The organism is Candidatus Pantoea symbiotica, from assembly GCF_056491525.1.
The window spans coordinates 798,321-814,952 of sequence record NZ_JBSZHR010000002.1 but is presented as its reverse complement, the minus strand read 5'-3'; the positions used below and the strand labels follow the sequence as shown (position 1 = coordinate 814,952).

Sequence of the window (16,632 nt, the reverse complement as noted above, 5' to 3'; positions counted from 1 at the left end):
GTTCCGGGTTTAGCGATGCGCGAACTTCATCGGGTTAATCAATTCCAGCGCCTGTGGCAACTCAGCCACGGCGAAACACAACGCCTCAGCGTCGCTGCGATGGCGCAACACTGTTTTTGCAGCGAGCGCCATGTGCGCACGCTGCTGCGGCAGTGGCAGGATGCCGGCTGGCTGAACTGGCGCGGAGAATCCGGGCGTGGCAAGCAGGGCGAGCTGACTTTCCTGCTGTCGCCGGAACAGCTGCGCCAGCAATTGTTAACGCAGCAACTTGATGCCGGCGAGGCGGTACAGGCATTGCAGGTGCTGGATCTGCATCCCGAGCGGTTAGTGAAAATGTTGCGGCCGCTGATGGGCGGTCAGTGGCAGAACCAATCGCCGGTGCTGCGCATTCCTTATTACCGTGCGATGGAGCCGTTGCGCCCGCTACAGCTGACCGGACGCGCCGAGCAACATCTGGCGCGCCAGGTTTTCTCCGGGCTAACGCGCTTTCGCGATAACGATGTTGAAGGCGATATTGCTCACCATTGGCAGCACGATGCCAGCGGCCGTGACTGGTATTTCTGGCTGCGCCCGCAGCTTAGCTGGCACAACGATGAACCGGTGCAGGCGGCGCAGTTGGTTGAGCAGCTGCAGCAGATCATGCAATCGCCGCGCGGCTCGCGGCTTCTGGCTGCAATTGAACGCGTTGAAGCGCCGCATCCGCTGGCGATACATATTCAACTACGTGAAAGCGATTACTGGCTGCCGCAGCGGCTGGCGCATCAATTCTGTCTGTTACCTCATCCTGAATTCGCCGATGTCGGTAGCGGGCCGTGGAAACTCACGCATTTCACCGCTGAAATGGTGCGGCTGGAGAGCCATGCGCGCTGGCATCTGCAGCGCCCGCTGATCCAGCGGATGGAATACTGGATCACGCCGCAGCTGTTTGATCGTGATCTCGGCACCAGCTGCAGCCATCCGGTGCAAATCGCCATTGGCGATCCTGAAGAGCTCGGTTCGCTGCGGCCGGTTGATCGCAGTATCAGCCTGGGATTTTGCTATCTGGCGCCACGCATCTCGGCGCACTTCAGTGCCGAGCAGGCCCAATCGCTGATTGCCCTGATTCAGCGCAGCGGCGTTATTCAACAATTGCCGCTGGATGAGGGTTTGATTACACCGAGCCATGAACTGCTGCCTGGCTGGCCGGTACCGCGCGCAGAAAGAGTGAGAATTTCACTGCCGCCGACGCTAACGCTGCATTACCACCTGCCGGTCGAACTGCATGTGATGGCGCAGGCGTTGATTCCACTGGTGGCACAACATGGCTGCGCCCTCACCTGCATCTTCCATGACGTAAAAAGCTGGCGTGACGATATCGATCTCAGTGAGGCCGATGTGGTGATGGGCGATCGACTGATTGGTGATGCGCCGCTGTTTACGCTGGTGAACTGGCTGGAGAACGACCCGGTCTGGCAGCCGCTGCGCCAAAAGATACTGCAAAAGCCGCTGAGCGCCATTGCCCAACAATCTGATACATTGCAGCGTGGTGAATTAACTCAGCAACTGTTTCAGCAGCTGATGTGCGACGGCCATTTACTGCCGCTGTTTAACTATCGCTATCAGGTTTTTGCCCCGCCCGGCGTGGAGGGCATCCAGCTAAATAGCCTGGGCTGGTTTGATTTCACTCGCGCCTGGATTCCGCCGCCAACCACAGCTAACGCTGTTCAGCCTTCCTTCGAGCCAGTACCATAAGCGCACAGATTTTTGAGGAAGAAAAAATGAAACGAGCCGTTGTGGTATTCAGTGGCGGACAAGACTCCACCACCTGTTTAATTCAGGCGCTGCAACACTATGATGAAGTGCATTGCGTTACTTTTGATTACGGCCAGCGCCATCGCGAAGAGATCGAAGTTGCGGCTGAGCTGTCGCAGAAGCTGGGCGCACGGGCGCACAAAGTGCTCGACGTTACGCTGCTCAACGAGTTAGCCGTCAGCAGCCTGACGCGCGACAACATTCCCGTGCCAACCTACGATCCGAATGCCAGCGGTTTGCCGAGCACCTTTGTGCCGGGCCGCAATATTCTGTTCCTGACGCTGGCATCCATTTATGCCTATCAGGTCGAAGCTGAAGCGGTGATCACCGGCGTATGCGAAACCGATTTCTCCGGCTACCCGGATTGCCGCGATGAGTTTGTTAAAGCACTGAATAATGCCGTCAGCCTCGGCATGGCACGCAATATTCGCTTTGAAACGCCGTTGATGTGGCTGAATAAAGCCGAAACCTGGGCGCTGGCCGATTACTGGCAGCAGCTGCAGCTGGTACGTGCTGAAACGCTTACCTGCTATAACGGCGTAAAAGGTGATGGTTGCGGCGAATGCGCGGCCTGCCATTTACGCGCCCGTGGCCTGGCAGATTATCAGGCGAACGCGTCGGCAGTGATGGCAGCGATGAAAGAGAAAAGCGGCCTCAACTGATTCAGGCCGCAGGGTAAACTGGCGTCATCGGCGCCAGTTATTCATTTTCGACCATCAACGACGCCAGACGCTGGTGTAACTCCCCTTCCAACGGCACTGCTTTTTGCGTGCGCAAATCAATACAGACAAAGGTCAGTGCGGCATCGGCTACCACCGAATTATCGCTCGCCAGTAAGACACGCTGGGCAATTACACCGCTTTTACCGCCGAGCTGTGACACTTCACTTTCAATGTTCAGTACGTCGCCCAATACCGCCGGACGACGATAGTTGATGTTGATATTCACCACCACAAACGCCAGCTGCTGCTCAATCAGCCAATGAAACGCATCGACATCCTCCAGCCACTGCCAGCGCGCCTCTTCCAGAAACTCCAGATAGCGCGCGTTATTCACGTGCTGATAAACATCCAGATGATAACCGCGCACTTTAATTGTGGTTTGCATTATTGCTCCTGTTCAGGCTGAGAATGACAACTGGTAAGACCTGTTGAGCATAGCACAGCCTGAATCCGGGCTTTTTCAATCCTTCAAAGTCGCGAGACGCTTCACAGTTTAAGCCGAGCGCTGTTGCGCTCAATCAGTGCGCTACCGATACCGGGCACCTCCTTGAGTTGTTCAATGGCGGTAAACGGGCCGTATTGCTCGCGATAACTGACAATCGCTTGCGCTTTCTTTAGTCCGATGCCGTTCATACCGGCTGCGAGCTGTTCGGCTGTGGCTGAATTGATGCTGACCTGTCCTTCGTTTGGCGTGGAGACTTGCGTCGCCTGCGTTTCACTGGGACTTTCGGCAGCCGCCAGTCCGGTGGTATAAACTGCGCCGCCCAGCGCCAGCGTAATGCATAGGGCTTGAAACGTTGATTTCACCATGCTGTGTTTCTCCTTGTGTTTGACAGCAACAGCAGGGTGTCACAGCTCAATTCAACGCTCAAAAGGACAATCTCAGAAATGGAAAAGGCCGCATAAGCGGCCTTTCGGGTATTGCAGTGGTTTAACTTTTTTTGTGAGGCTTACTGGTTTTGTGCGGCGGCGCCGTACTTAATCTTCGCCTCTTTACGCAGGTTTTCCAGCAGCGCTTCAAAGGCGATTTGCGCGTTATTTTGCGTTACGCCTTTCACCATCTCATCGATCTGCGCCTGCGGCATGTTGCCCGCGCTAACTTTATCCAGCGCGATCAGTACCACATTGCCCTGCATATCTTCGCTCACGCCCCACGACGGTTTATTGTCGGCAGGTTGCGGCAGATTGAAGGCCGACTGAGCCACCGGATCCTGCGCATTGCGATCAAACGATTTGCTAGCGCTGAGCGTTAAGCCTGCAGCTTTCAATGCATCCGCTTTACCGGCTTTCAAATCGACCAGCAGTTTGTCTGCCTGCGCTTTTGCCTGCTGGGTCGCTTTATCATGCTTCAGTGAATCTACGATCTGCGCTTTCACCTGATCCAACGGCTTCACCGCTTCCGGTTTGTGCTCGCTAATACGCAGTACAAAGGCACGATCTCCATCCACAGAGATGATGTCGGAGTTGTTACCCGGCGCACCATTCTGGCCCACTAAACCACCGTTGAAGATGGCTTGCTTAACCTGATCGAAATTCAACTCGTCTGGCAGGTTATCGCGGGTGATCCAATTGGTTTCTACCACTTTCAGGCCGGAAGCCTGCGCCGCGCCGGCCAACGATTCGTTATCGTTGCTGGCTGCTTCGCTTACTTTCTGCTGAATTTTGTAGAAGGCATCAACCGCTTTCTCTTGCTTCACTTTATCGGCAACGATGTCATGAACATCGGCCAGCGGTTTAACCTGCTCCGGCTGGATGTCATCCAGGCGCACCACGAGGTAGCCAACCGATGATTTGATAGCACCGGAAAGCTGGCCTTTCTGCGTCAGATTGGCGTTTTTCAGCTCGTCTGGCGTGGTACTCGGCTCCAGCCAACCCATATCACCGCCTTTGCGGGCTGAGATTGGGTCGATAGATTTGCTTTTCGCCAGCGCGGCGAAATCTTCGCCTTTCTTCAGCGCATCAACCACGGCGTTAGCATCGGCTTCCGTCTTGGTCTGGATCACGCTGTAGCGATTACGCTGTGGCTGTGAATAATCAGCTTTGTGTTGATCGTACCAGCTCTGAATGTCCGCTTCGCTGGCCGTTTCCTGCATGCTTGCGGCATCCATTTTGATGTAGCTCACGCGGAACTGCTCAGGCGCCATGAAGCTACTCTGATGCTGCTGGTAATACTGGCTGACTTCGTCGTCGCTGACCGTCTGTTTAACCGCCAGCGCGTTGACATCAATCAACGCCTGACGCACTTCACGCTGCTGTGACACCAGATCCACCAGCTTGCTGGTTTCGCCTTTCAGCATGAAATCGGTGTTAGCAATCGCGTTAATCAGCTGCTGCGTCGCCAGCTGCTTACGCAGCGCTTCGGCATATTGATCAGCCGTGAAGCCCATGCTGGTGATCAGGCCGCTGTATTTGGCGTTGTCGAATTTACCGTTGGTCTGGAAAGCTTTCTGATTGAAGATCGCCTGTTTTACCTGATCATCGCTGATGCCGATGTGCAGATCTTTGATGTACTGATCAAGTAACGCCTGATCAATCAGCTGCGACAGCGCCTGCTGACGCATCTGCTGCATGTAGCCTTCGTTGCTGGCTAACTGCGAGAACTGATCGCCCAGCATCTGCTGCTGACGATTGCGCTCGTTGTTAAAACCCTGCTCCAGCTCTGCACGGCTGATCTCGTGGCCGTTAACTTTGGCAGCATAATCACCGCCGCCGCCGATCAGGTAGTTGCCCACCCCGGTGAGTACGAAAGACAGGATGATCAATCCCAGAATAATCTTGAGCACGACATGATTCGACGCCGCGCGTAAATTGTCCATCATGGTATGACAACACTCCGCTGTAGTGTGAATGTAAAGCTCTAACACGATGTCATCATCGTGCAACTGCTGTTCAGGCTGGCAGTTGGCAACCATGCGGAGACAACAACCAAAGGCTATCGCCGCGCATCAAGAATAAAAAAGGCACATCAAAAATGATGTGCCCGTATGTTACATGAGAACGGCTTTTGCGTCCTCAATCCACGGAAGAAAATGCTTCAATGGATGTATCAGCGGTCATTAATTGACGGAATCTTTCAGTGCTTTACCTGCACGGAAGCCCGGAACTTTACCAGCCGGAATGGTGAGCTCTTTACCCGTTTGTGGGTTACGGCCGGTGCGAGCTGCACGCTCACGTACAGAGAAAGTACCGAAACCAACCAGTGCCACTTCATCACCGCCTTTCAGAGCTTCGGTAACGGAGTCCATGAATGCATCTAAAACACGTCCCGCTGCTGCTTTAGAAATGTCAGCATCTGCAGCAATTTTGTCGATCAACTGTGACTTATTCACTCTCTTCATCCCCTCTTTTATTATTCACATCGCACCCGCGCTTCCCGCCCGGTGCGAACGCGCAGCCAGTTATATCAAGCCTGTGGAGCTGAAACAACGGTATTCATCTTAATCGTTGATCCAGCAGCCCACTAAGTTAGCGGCACAAAAAAAAGCTGGCAAGCACCATTTTGCCTGCCAGCTTCGCTTTTTAACGGTTTATGCCGTTAATCACTATTTTGCGGTCGCAACCTGCATGCCGTAAGGCGCATTTTCCAGTGCCAGGTTCAGCACTTCTTCAATACGCTTCACCGGATGAATCTCCAGATCGGCAATCACGTTCTGTGGAATATCTTCCAGATCGCGCTTGTTTTCGTCCGGGATCAGCACGGTTTTGATGCCGCCACGGTGTGCCGCGAGCAACTTCTCTTTCAGGCCACCAATCGGCAGAACCAAGCCACGCAGGGTGATTTCACCGGTCATCGCCACATCAGAACGCACCGGGTTACCGGTTAAGCATGACACCAGCGCGGTGCACATGGCGATACCGGCGCTCGGACCATCTTTCGGCGTCGCACCTTCGGGTACGTGCACGTGGATGTCGCGTTTCTCGTAGAAATCACCGTTGATGCCCAGTTTCTCTGCACGCGCGCGCACCACAGTCAGCGCCGCCTGAATCGATTCCTGCATCACTTCGCCCAGCGAACCGGTATACGTCAGCTTACCTTTGCCTGGCACGCAGGCGGTTTCGATGGTCAGCAGATCGCCGCCCACTTCCGTCCACGCCAGACCGGTCACCTGACCAACACGGCTTTCGCTCTCTGCGCGACCATAATCAAAGCGCTGCACGCCAAGGAAATCCTTGAGGTTATCGCCATTGATCACGATGTGCTTTTTCGATTTATCCATCAGCAGCGTTTTAACTGCTTTACGGCACAGCTTGGAGAGTTCGCGTTCCAAACTACGCACGCCCGCTTCACGGGTGTAGTAGCGGATGATGCCAACAATCGCGCTGTCATCGACGGTGATCTCTTTTTCTTTCAGTGCATTACGTTCAATCTGCTTCGGCAGCAAATGTTGCTTCGCGATGTTAAGCTTTTCATCTTCGGTGTAACCGGAGAGACGAATCACTTCCATACGGTCAAGCAACGGCGCCGGGATGTTCATGGAGTTTGAAGTCGCCACAAACATAACGTCAGAGAGATCGTAATCCACTTCCAGATAGTGATCGTTAAACGCGATGTTCTGCTCTGGATCCAGTACCTCAAGCAGCGCTGAAGCCGGATCGCCACGCATGTCAGAAGACATTTTGTCGATCTCATCCAGCAGGAACAGCGGGTTTTTGACGCCCACTTTCGCCATTTTCTGGATCAACTTGCCTGGCATGGAACCGATGTAGGTACGACGATGTCCGCGGATTTCTGCTTCATCACGCACGCCACCCAGCGCCATACGCACGTATTTACGTCCGGTGGCCTTAGCAATCGATTGACCCAGCGAGGTTTTACCCACGCCTGGCGGTCCAACGAGGCAAAGAATTGGGCCTTTGATTTTGCTCACGCGACTCTGCACCGCAAGATACTCAAGGATGCGGTCTTTGACGCGTTCCAGACCGTAATGGTCGATATCCAGCGTTTCCTGCGCTTTACGCAGGTCTTTTTTCACCTTGCTGCGCGCCACCCACGGAACCTGAACCATCCAGTCGATGTAGCCACGCACCACGGTCGCTTCTGCAGACATCGGCGACATCATCTTCAGCTTCTGCAATTCAGCTTCAGCTTTTTCACGCGCTTCGGTCGGCATTTTGGCCGCTTCAATCTTACGTTTCAGCGCCTCGTACTCATCCGGCGCGTCATCCATTTCGCCCAGCTCTTTCTGAATGGCTTTCATTTGCTCATTCAGATAGTACTCACGCTGGCTTTTCTCCATCTGCTTTTTAACGCGGTTGCGAATACGCTTCTCAACCTGCAGCAGATCGATTTCTGATTCCATCATCGCCATCAGATATTCCAGACGTTCGTTGACGTCGGACATCTCCAGCACGGACTGTTTATCAGCCAGTTTCAGCGGCATATGCGCTGCGACGGTATCGGCCAGGCGGGCCGCATCGTCGATGCTGTTGAGGGAGGTTAAGACCTCAGGTGGGATTTTTTTATTGAGCTTGATGTAGCCTTCAAACTGGTTGATGGCCGTGCGTACCAGCACTTCCTGCTCGCGCTCTTCAATTTCTGGCGAGACAAGGTATTCGGCCTGGGCAACGAAATGGTCGCCATTATCAGCCAGCGTGGTGATGTGCGCGCGTTGTAAACCTTCAACCAGCACTTTTACCGTGCCGTCTGGAAGTTTCAGCATCTGCAATACAGAAGCGACGGTCCCTACTGAGAAGAGATCGTTAATGCCAGGTTCATCCGTTGAAGCCTCTTTCTGTGCAACCAGCATGATCTTTTTATCATGATCCATCGCGGCTTCGAGGCACCGAATCGATTTTTCCCGACCAACAAACAACGGAATTACCATGTGCGGATAAACCACCACGTCGCGCAACGGCAACACGGGGATTTCAATGCGTTCAGAACGCTCAGGATTCATAGAGCTCTCTCTTAGTTTAATGTCCGCCAGGTGATGGGTACCGCGCAATAGAGGTTTTGCAGTTAAACCCACAGGATATTGAGTATATGGGGATGCTTGTACGACATTCAATGTCACTGGCGAGAGAAAAACAAAAGGGGAAAGATTTTTCCCCTTTTTTAAGATAACAACGTGGTGCGATTGTTTATTTATTCACCAGAAGCCTGGGCTTCATGCTTTCCATAAATCAACATCGGTTCGGATTGACCTTCAATCACTGATTCATCAATCACTACTTTTTCAACGTCATCCATTGAAGGAAGGTCGTACATGGTTTCAAGTAACGCACCTTCAACGATAGAACGCAGACCACGCGCACCGGTTTTACGTGACATCGCTTTTTTAGCGATCGCCGTTAAGGCTTCGTCGCGGAATTCCAGTTCTACACCTTCCAGATTGAACAGCGCCTGATACTGTTTGGTCAGCGCGTTCTTCGGCTCACGCAGAATCTGAATCAGCGCTTCTTCACTCAGTTCGCTCAGCGTTGCCACAACCGGCAGACGACCAATGAACTCAGGAATCAGGCCAAACTTGATCAGATCTTCTGGCTCAACCTGCGACAGCAATTCGCCTTCGCTCGCCTTCTGGGATTTGCCCTTCACGGTTGCGCCGAAGCCGATGCCGGATCCGGTTTCAACACGCTGGGAAATCACCTTATCGAGACCGGCGAATGCGCCACCACAGATGAACAGAATCTTGGAGGTATCAACCTGCAAGAACTCCTGCTGTGGATGTTTGCGTCCGCCCTGCGGCGGTACGGCAGCCACGGTGCCTTCAATCAATTTCAACAGCGCTTGCTGTACGCCTTCGCCCGATACGTCACGAGTGATCGACGGGTTGTCAGACTTACGAGAAATCTTGTCGATTTCATCGATGTAGACAATGCCGCGCTGCGCTTTCTGCACGTCGTAATCGCACTTCTGCAGCAGCTTCTGGATGATGTTTTCAACGTCTTCACCCACGTAACCCGCTTCGGTCAGCGTGGTGGCATCCGCCATGGTGAATGGCACATCCAGCAAGCGCGCCAGCGTTTCTGCCAACAGTGTTTTACCGCTACCGGTTGGACCGATCAGCAAAATGTTACTTTTGCCCAGTTCAATGCCGTTGCTGGTATCGCCATTACGCAAGCGTTTGTAGTGGTTATATACCGCTACTGCCAACACTTTCTTCGCCCTTTCCTGACCAATAACATAATCATCAAGGTGATGGCGGATTTCATGCGGCGTCGGCAGTGAGCTACGCTCGCGATGCGGCGCAACTTCCTTAATCTCTTCACGAATGATGTCGTTGCAAAGATCAACGCACTCATCGCAAATGTACACTGACGGCCCGGCAATTAGCTTACGGACTTCATGCTGGCTTTTGCCGCAGAAAGAGCAGTACAGCAACTTACCTGAACCGTCTTTGCGCTTATCTGTCATCAGCTAACCTCTTTTCTTTCTCAGACCAAATTTGTTGTACGGCGCTGGCCGTACATCAACGGCCGATATGCATTCAACCCATCTGCCTGCTTCCCGTTAACTATAGCGTAAGGGGCAGACAGATGTGTCTTATTGGCGATGCGTCAGGATTGAGTCGACCAAGCCATACTCAACCGCTTCGCTCGCAGAGAGGAAACGATCGCGCTCGGTGTCGCGTTCAATCTCTTCCAGCGATTTGCCGGTGTGCTCAGCCATCAACTCATTCATGCGCTGCTTCACTTTCAGAATTTCGCGCGCATGGATTTCGATATCCGTCGCCTGGCCCTGATAGCCGCCCAACGGCTGATGAATCATCACACGTGAATTAGGCAGGCAGAAGCGTTTGCCTTTGGTGCCTGCGGTCAGCAGGAACGCACCCATTGAACAAGCCTGACCCATACAGATGGTGCTGACATCGGGCTTGATAAACTTCATTGTGTCATAAATCGACATCCCAGCAGTAATCACGCCGCCTGGCGAGTTAATGTAGAGGTAAATGTCTTTTTCAGGATTCTCAGCTTCCAGAAACAGCATCTGCGCCACGATCAGGTTAGCCATATGATCTTCAACCTGACCGGTCAGGAAGATCACACGCTCTTTGAGCAGGCGAGAGTAGATGTCGTAAGAACGCTCGCCGCGCGAGGTTTGTTCGACCACCATTGGCACCAGCGCCATGTGCGGTGCAGTAAATTCACGATCGCCACTGTATGACATTACCGTCTCCTGATAAATTTCATTGGCAACATTCTGTACCGATTTTACGTAAGCCGAGGCGCAAACACTACGTGCCACGGTCTCAAACCGAAATAACAACCCGGTTAATCAGTCAGTCTCACTGTTTTCATGCATTCTCCCTGTATCTGGGGATGCTGCCCAGTTGTTTCAAGCATAACAACCTTTTGCCCATTCGCTAACACGGAAAAAGAGCTTAGCGGATAATTTGCCGATTAATTAAGCAAATAGAGGACAAATCAGTGTACTTAACGCCAGAAACGAAAAAGCCCGCGACTTTTCAGTCACGGGCTTAGCACTAACGGTTAACGAATGAATCAGGCCGCAGAGGTCTGGTTCATCAGTTCCTGGAAGTTAGTGGCTTTATCGGTCACTTTCGCTTTCGCCAGTACCGCTTCAACCGCTTGCTCTTCCAGAGCCACGTTGCGCATGTTGTTCATCAGCTCGCTGTTCTTGCTGTAGAACTCGATCACTTCCTGCGGATCTTCGTACGCAGAAGCCATCTCTTCGATCAGCGTCTTAACGCGATCTTCGTCGGCCTGCAGTTCGTTGATGCGAATCACTTCGCCCAACAGCAGACCCACAACTACGCGACGTTTAGCCTGCTCTTCGAACAGTTCACGTGGCAGTTCCAGCGCTTGCTTCTCGTTGCCACCAAAACGCTGTGCAGCCTGACGACGCAGAACGTCGATTTCGCTGTCGATCAGCGCAACCGGAACGTCGATGTCGTTGGCGTTAACCAGACCGTCGATTGCCTGAGTCTTCACGCGGTTACGGATAGCACCTTTCAGCTCGCGATCCATGTTCTTACGCACTTCTGCACGCAGACCGGCAACTGAACCATCTTCCACGCCAAAGCGCTTGATGAACTCTTCAGTCAGCTCTGGCAGTTCGCGGGTTTCAACTTTCTTCAGCACGATTTCGAACTTCGCATCTTTCCCTTTCAGGTTTTCTGCGTGGTAATCGTCTGGGAATTTCACGTCGATAGTGAAGGTTTCGCCGGCTTTATGGCCAACAACGCCCTCTTCGAAGCCTGGGATCATACGACCCTGGCCCATTGCCAGCACGAAGTCAGAGGCTTTGCCGCCTTCAAACTCTTCGCCGTCAACAGAACCACTGAAGTCGATGGTAGCGCGATCTTCAGCTGTCGCAGCTGCATCGCTCTCTTTCCAGGTCGCCTGCTGCTTCTGCAGGGTTTCCAGCATGGTATCAACGTCAGCGTCAGTCACTTCTACTACTGGCTTCTCGACTTCGATTGCGTCCAGGCCTTTCAGCTCAACTTCTGGATACACTTCGAACTCAACCGCGTAGGTGAAGTCTTCGCCTTCTTTATATTCGCCCGGCACATAGTTTGGTGCGCCAGCCGGATTGATTTTCTCTTTGATGATGGCGTCAACGAAGTTGCGCGTCATCAGCTCGCCCAGCACGTCCTGGCGAACAGAAGCACCGTAGCGCTGAGAAATGATGTGTGCCGGCACTTTGCCTTTACGGAAACCGTCGATACGGACTTTCTTAGCCACTTCCACCAGTTCTTTCTTCACTGCGCTTTCGATGCTGTCAGCTGCAACAGTAATCGAAATGCGACGGCCCAGACCCTGAGTGGTTTCTACTGAAACTGTCATCTTGTTACCTCAAAAAATCACGTGCTCGGTCAACTTCAGACACCACACATAAAATGCGCCGTATCCAACAACCGGGACGGCCTCTGCAGGCAGAACCTAATCCCTGTCACCAGAAGCGTCCCGAAGACATTCCGGAAAAATAGACGCAGCATTATAGCGGCATCGCTGGAATGAGTCGAGGCTGCAAACTCACCACTTTTTAGCGGTTTTGCTGCTTTTTTGCGCCGTAGATCGCGTTTGAGTGTAATAAATGAAAAGAAAACGGCCCGCAGGCCGTTTTTGAGGATGAGGTAGAGGGGAATTCAGGCAAGCGTGCCAGCACCGCGACAATTCGGTGAGGCCAAAACCGTATCCTGCAATCCATCCCACTCTTTTTGCGTGTAAGTATGCAGTGCCAGCGCGTGTACGCTGCCCGCTAATTCGGTTGCCAGTTCGCCATAAATAGCGCGATGACGTTGTAGAAAGCGCTGACCGGTAAATCGATCGCTGACAATCACCACTTTAAAGTGACTTTCAGAACCGGCGGGCACGTTATGACGGTAGCTTTCATCATGCACTTCAAGATGTGCAGGCTCGAAAGCGTTACGCAACTTTTCTTCTATTTGTTCGCGAATCATGATTAACACTCCTTTCCGGCGAGCGCTGTGCCCATCTGTTTAAATATTAGTAGGTTTTTTACCGCTTCCGCAGCTTGGCCGTAAATAAATCCGCCAGCGCTGCGCATAGTAACCTGCTTATCTTGCAGGTCAACCGGCTGGCGTTTCATCCTGTCCGAAAAAAGCCTTTACAATCAATTTCCATTGGCCCGGGGCTTTTTTCACCGCTGCGCAATGCTATGATGGCCGCAGTTTTGCAAACCAACCCATATGCTAACGAGAATGAGTATGTTGAAAAAACTGTTATTCCCTCTGCTGGCTGCTTTTATTTTGGCCGGCTGTGCCAGCAACAACACCACGTTGGATATTCAACCGAAGATCCAACTGCCGCAGCAAGATCCAAGCCTGATGGGCGTCACCATCAGCGTTAACGGTGCCGATCAACGTTCCGATCAGGCGCTGGCCAAAGTGAACCGTGATGGTCAGTTGATCACACTGACACCATCCCGCGATCTGCGCTTCCTGCTGCAGGAAGTGTTGGAGAAGCAGATGACGTCGCGCGGCTACATGATTGGCCCAAGCGGTGCCGTTGATCTGCAGATCGTGGTGAATGGTCTGTATGCGGATGTGACACAAGGCAACGTGCGCTACAGCATTACCACCAAGGCGGATATCTCCATCATAGCTACCGCGAAAAACGGTAACAAGCAGGTGAAAAACTATCGCCAGACTTACAGCGTAGAAGGCGCGTTTACCGCCACCAACGCGAAGATCACTAACGCGGTTAACTCAACGCTGAGTGACGTGATTGCTGATATGGCGCAGGACACCAGCGTTCACAACTTCATCAAGCAGAACGCCCGCTAATTTCCGCAGTAATTTGCCCGGCGACGTTTCGCCGGGCTTCATTTCAGGTTGGCTATGACATCTCACTATCTGCGTATTTTTACCCAACGTAATGCGGCGGTACTGCTGCTGCTGGGTTTTGCCTCAGGCTTACCGCTGGCGTTAACCGCCGGGACGTTACAGGCGTGGATGACGGTAGAGAATGTTGACCTGAAAACCATCGGTTTCTTCTCCCTTGTCGGCCAGGCTTACGTGTTTAAGTTCCTGTGGTCGCCGATGATGGATCGCTATACGCCACCATTTCTCGGTCGCCGTCGCGGCTGGCTGCTGGTCACGCAGCTGGCGCTGATTGGCGGCATTATCGCCATGGGCTTTATGCAACCTTCGCGTGACTTAACGCTGCTGGCTGCGCTGGCGGTGCTGGTTGCCTTCTGTTCGGCTTCGCAGGATATCGTGTTTGATGCCTGGAAAACCGATGTGCTGCCGCCGGAAGAGCGCGGCAGCGGCGCAGCGATCACCGTGCTGGGTTATCGTCTGGCGATGTTGATTTCGGGCGGACTGGCGCTGTGGTTAGCGGATCGCTATCTCGGCTGGCAAGCCACTTACTGGCTGATGGCGCTGCTGATGGTGCCGGGCCTGATCGCCACGTTGCTGGCGAAAGAACCGGTGACGCCGGCGCGCGAACCGCATTCGCTTCGCCAGGCCGTGACATTCCCGCTAAAAGACTTTTTCCAGCGTAACAACGCCTGGCTGCTGATCACGCTGATTATCCTTTATAAGCTTGGCGATGCGTTTGCCGCCTCGCTCACTACCACCTTCCTGATTCGCGGCGTCGGTTTTAGTGCTGGCGATGTCGGCCTGGTGAACAAAACGCTTGGTCTGCTGGCCACCATTATTGGCGCACTGTACGGCGGCGTGCTGATGCAGCGCCTGAGTTTGTTCCGCGCTTTGATGATTTTCGGCGTGCTGCAAGCGGTGTCGAACTTTGCTTACTGGCTGCTGGCGGTGACGCCTCCGCATTTGTGGAGCATGGCGAGCGCGGTGTTTATTGAAAATCTGTGTGGCGGCATGGGCACTGCAGCTTTTGTCGCGTTGTTGATGACGCTGTGCAATAAATCCTTCTCAGCAACGCAGTTCGCGCTGCTTTCTGCCCTCTCCGCCGTGGGCCGTGTTTACGTCGGTCCCGCTGCCGGTTGGCTGGTTGAACTGTGGGGCTGGCCGACCTTCTATGCTTTCACCGTGTTTGCTGGCGCACCGGGATTGCTGCTGTTGTGGCTGTGTCGCGGCACCTTGCACAGCATGCAGCAGAGCGGGGAGTTTGTGATGCGCAGCTTGTGGCCGCAAGGTTACCGCTGGACAGTGCGTCTGTTCAGCATCGGCTGCGGCTTGCTGGCATTGTGGCTGCTGGCATTAGCACTCAATGCTAGCGGAGTTGTGCAGATCAATGCGCTGCTCACGCCGATGTTTGAAGTCGGAATGGCATTTGCGCTGTTAGCTGTCGCACTCGGGGTTATTTTGGATAGTTTGGCATTAAAAAAAGCGGCGCGAGAAAATCTGGGTTAAGTAAGCCAATTTTCGTGACGAAATAATCGGCTAAAAAATATCAGTCGCCGATTTTACCAATAGCATTTTTTTTAAAGCGAATTAGAAACATTAAATTAACAACTGCTGGCGAATATTTAAATCCGGTGCGCAATTACTTTGTATAAAAGACATCGCTAAAATGATGCAGAAATGTTAAATAAATGAGTATTAAGAGTACGGTTTATACTTTCCCTGATTTTTCTGCGGTTTCTACCATTGGTTTTTGTTATATTGATGCCAACTGCTTGTCGCAGTTAATAATTTGTCACCCTGCGTAACATCTGTGACACCCTTAGCAAAAGGTGTCAACAGCCTTCTGACACATCCTTAAGCTGGTTTACACTGCATAAACCTTCCCGTAAAATGCGCGCACACTTAAACGACAATAGAGCCCTTTGTCATTGAGGTCGTTAAATGAGACTCAGTAAATACAATAAAAGTTTGGGGATTTTGTCATTAATTGCAGGCGCTGTATTACTCAGTGGCTGCGATAGTGCGTTGTTAAATCCCAAAGGACAGATTGCACTGGAGCAACGTTCGTTGATTCTGACAGCTTTCGGCTTGATGATGATCGTCGTTATCCCGGCAGTCTTCATGGCAGTATTCTTTGCCTGGAAATATCGGGCAACCAATACTAACGCAACTTATAGCCCTAACTGGTCACACTCGAACAAAGTGGAAGCCGTGGTCTGGACCATTCCGATCCTGATCATTATCTTCCTCGGCGTTTTGACCTGGAAATCAACCCACGCGCTGGAGCCGAGCAAACCGCTGGTTTCTGACGTTAAACCGGTTGAGATCGACGTAGTGGCACTGGACTGGAAATGGCTGTTCATTTACCCGGAACAGGGTATTGCAACCGTTAACCAGATTGCCTTCCCGGCAAACACTCCGGTGAACTTCAAGATCACCTCCAACTCCGTGATGAACTCCTTCTTTATTCCTACTCTCGGCAGCCAGATCTACGCGATGGCCGGTATGCAGACCAAACTGCATCTGATCGCCAACGAGCCAGGAACATTTGACGGTATCTCTGCGAACTTCAGTGGTCGTGGTTTCTCTGGCATGAAGTTCAAAGCCATTGCAACTAAAGACGATGCGGAATTCCAGCAGTGGGTTGCCAAAGTTAAAGCGGCACCTAACGCGCTGAACACCATGGATGATTTCGAGAAACTGGCTACGCCAAGCGAAAATCACCCGGTGGAATATTTCTCTACGACGAATCCAGAACTGTTCAAGCAAGTTATTGATAAGTTCAAGATGAGCCACGGGAAGATGGACATGCCAGAGCATAAAGGCATGGACATGAGTCACGCCGCTTCCGCGGGAGCCGAGGAATAATA

The 16,632-nt window shown here is 52.7% G+C and carries 14 protein-coding genes; 5 read left to right on the top strand and 9 right to left on the bottom strand.

Annotation, left to right across the window (positions count from 1 at the left end; genetic code table 11):
• Nucleotides 1-15 precede the first annotated feature (15 nt).
• Nucleotides 16-1,731: an SgrR family transcriptional regulator gene (locus ACXIZX_RS04250; protein WP_479403643.1), complete on the top strand. Its 1,716-nt coding sequence runs from the start codon at nt 16-18 to the stop codon at nt 1,729-1,731.
• A 26-nt stretch (nt 1,732-1,757) separates the two neighbouring features.
• On the top strand, nt 1,758-2,453 hold the full coding sequence (gene queC, locus ACXIZX_RS04245; protein ID WP_479403642.1) for a 7-cyano-7-deazaguanine synthase QueC: 696 nt from the start codon (nt 1,758-1,760) through the stop codon (nt 2,451-2,453).
• A 37-nt stretch (nt 2,454-2,490) separates the two neighbouring features.
• Here the strand turns inward: queC and ACXIZX_RS04240 are convergent, their stop codons facing one another.
• From ACXIZX_RS04240 to bolA, 9 genes are all read right to left on the bottom strand, one after another.
• Nucleotides 2,491-2,898, bottom strand: a complete 408-nt coding sequence (locus ACXIZX_RS04240; protein WP_008103922.1) for an acyl-CoA thioesterase — start codon at nt 2,896-2,898, stop codon at nt 2,491-2,493.
• A 101-nt stretch (nt 2,899-2,999) separates the two neighbouring features.
• A complete protein-coding gene (locus tag ACXIZX_RS04235; RefSeq protein ID WP_008103924.1) occupies nt 3,000-3,323 on the bottom strand; it encodes a ComEA family DNA-binding protein in 324 nt (107 codons plus the stop codon).
• Nucleotides 3,324-3,463: 140 nt separating this feature from the next.
• Entirely contained in the window at nt 3,464-5,332 is a 1,869-nt protein-coding gene (gene ppiD, locus ACXIZX_RS04230) for a peptidylprolyl isomerase (protein ID WP_479403641.1), read from the bottom strand.
• 237 nt (nt 5,333-5,569) lie between these two features.
• Nucleotides 5,570-5,842, bottom strand: a complete 273-nt coding sequence (gene hupB / locus ACXIZX_RS04225; RefSeq protein ID WP_036648244.1) for a nucleoid-associated protein HU-beta — start codon at nt 5,840-5,842, stop codon at nt 5,570-5,572.
• A 213-nt stretch (nt 5,843-6,055) separates the two neighbouring features.
• Nucleotides 6,056-8,410 carry an endopeptidase La gene (gene lon / locus ACXIZX_RS04220; RefSeq protein ID WP_008103930.1) on the bottom strand — a complete coding sequence of 785 codons (2,355 nt, stop codon included), beginning with the start codon at nt 8,408-8,410 and terminating at the stop codon, nt 6,056-6,058.
• Between the two features lie 188 nt (nt 8,411-8,598).
• On the bottom strand, nt 8,599-9,870 hold the full coding sequence (clpX, locus tag ACXIZX_RS04215) for an ATP-dependent protease ATP-binding subunit ClpX (RefSeq protein ID WP_008103932.1): 1,272 nt from the start codon (nt 9,868-9,870) through the stop codon (nt 8,599-8,601).
• 129 nt (nt 9,871-9,999) lie between these two features.
• On the bottom strand, nt 10,000-10,623 hold the full coding sequence (gene clpP / locus ACXIZX_RS04210; protein WP_008103933.1) for an ATP-dependent Clp endopeptidase proteolytic subunit ClpP: 624 nt from the start codon (nt 10,621-10,623) through the stop codon (nt 10,000-10,002).
• 335 nt (nt 10,624-10,958) lie between these two features.
• Nucleotides 10,959-12,263: a trigger factor gene (gene tig / locus ACXIZX_RS04205; RefSeq protein WP_008103935.1), complete on the bottom strand. Its 1,305-nt coding sequence runs from the start codon at nt 12,261-12,263 to the stop codon at nt 10,959-10,961.
• A gap of 302 nt (nt 12,264-12,565) precedes the next feature.
• The gene (gene bolA / locus ACXIZX_RS04200; RefSeq protein ID WP_008103937.1) at nt 12,566-12,880 is read right to left on the bottom strand and encodes a transcriptional regulator BolA; all 315 of its coding nucleotides are present in this window, start codon (nt 12,878-12,880) and stop codon (nt 12,566-12,568) included.
• 267 nt (nt 12,881-13,147) lie between these two features.
• Between bolA and ACXIZX_RS04195 the strand changes: the two genes are divergently transcribed.
• From ACXIZX_RS04195 to cyoA, 3 genes are all read left to right on the top strand, one after another.
• A complete protein-coding gene (locus tag ACXIZX_RS04195; protein ID WP_007886975.1) occupies nt 13,148-13,726 on the top strand; it encodes a lipoprotein in 579 nt (192 codons plus the stop codon).
• A gap of 54 nt (nt 13,727-13,780) precedes the next feature.
• Nucleotides 13,781-15,268 (top strand): muropeptide MFS transporter AmpG, encoded by a 1,488-nt coding sequence (gene ampG / locus ACXIZX_RS04190; RefSeq protein WP_277965849.1) that lies wholly within the window; start codon nt 13,781-13,783, stop codon nt 15,266-15,268.
• 435 nt (nt 15,269-15,703) lie between these two features.
• Entirely contained in the window at nt 15,704-16,630 is a 927-nt protein-coding gene (gene cyoA / locus ACXIZX_RS04185; protein ID WP_008103941.1) for a cytochrome o ubiquinol oxidase subunit II, read from the top strand.
• The last annotated feature ends 2 nt before the right edge of the window (nt 16,631-16,632 follow it).

What these genes read in the sequence shown, in the direction of transcription:
- bolA (WP_008103937.1), bottom strand. Translation starts at nt 12,880, where the DNA reads ATGATTCGCGAACAAATAGAAGAAAAGTTGCGTAACGCTTTCGAGCCT.
- queC (WP_479403642.1), top strand. Translation starts at nt 1,758, where the DNA reads ATGAAACGAGCCGTTGTGGTATTCAGTGGCGGACAAGACTCCACCACC.
- clpP (WP_008103933.1), bottom strand. Translation starts at nt 10,623, where the DNA reads ATGTCATACAGTGGCGATCGTGAATTTACTGCACCGCACATGGCGCTG.
- ampG (WP_277965849.1), top strand. Translation starts at nt 13,781, where the DNA reads ATGACATCTCACTATCTGCGTATTTTTACCCAACGTAATGCGGCGGTA.
- ACXIZX_RS04195 (WP_007886975.1), top strand. Translation starts at nt 13,148, where the DNA reads ATGTTGAAAAAACTGTTATTCCCTCTGCTGGCTGCTTTTATTTTGGCC.
- ACXIZX_RS04250 (WP_479403643.1), top strand. Translation starts at nt 16, where the DNA reads ATGCGCGAACTTCATCGGGTTAATCAATTCCAGCGCCTGTGGCAACTC.
- clpX (WP_008103932.1), bottom strand. Translation starts at nt 9,870, where the DNA reads ATGACAGATAAGCGCAAAGACGGTTCAGGTAAGTTGCTGTACTGCTCT.
- ACXIZX_RS04235 (WP_008103924.1), bottom strand. Translation starts at nt 3,323, where the DNA reads ATGGTGAAATCAACGTTTCAAGCCCTATGCATTACGCTGGCGCTGGGC.
- ACXIZX_RS04240 (WP_008103922.1), bottom strand. Translation starts at nt 2,898, where the DNA reads ATGCAAACCACAATTAAAGTGCGCGGTTATCATCTGGATGTTTATCAG.
- tig (WP_008103935.1), bottom strand. Translation starts at nt 12,263, where the DNA reads ATGACAGTTTCAGTAGAAACCACTCAGGGTCTGGGCCGTCGCATTTCG.
- cyoA (WP_008103941.1), top strand. Translation starts at nt 15,704, where the DNA reads ATGAGACTCAGTAAATACAATAAAAGTTTGGGGATTTTGTCATTAATT.
- lon (WP_008103930.1), bottom strand. Translation starts at nt 8,410, where the DNA reads ATGAATCCTGAGCGTTCTGAACGCATTGAAATCCCCGTGTTGCCGTTG.
- ppiD (WP_479403641.1), bottom strand. Translation starts at nt 5,332, where the DNA reads ATGATGGACAATTTACGCGCGGCGTCGAATCATGTCGTGCTCAAGATT.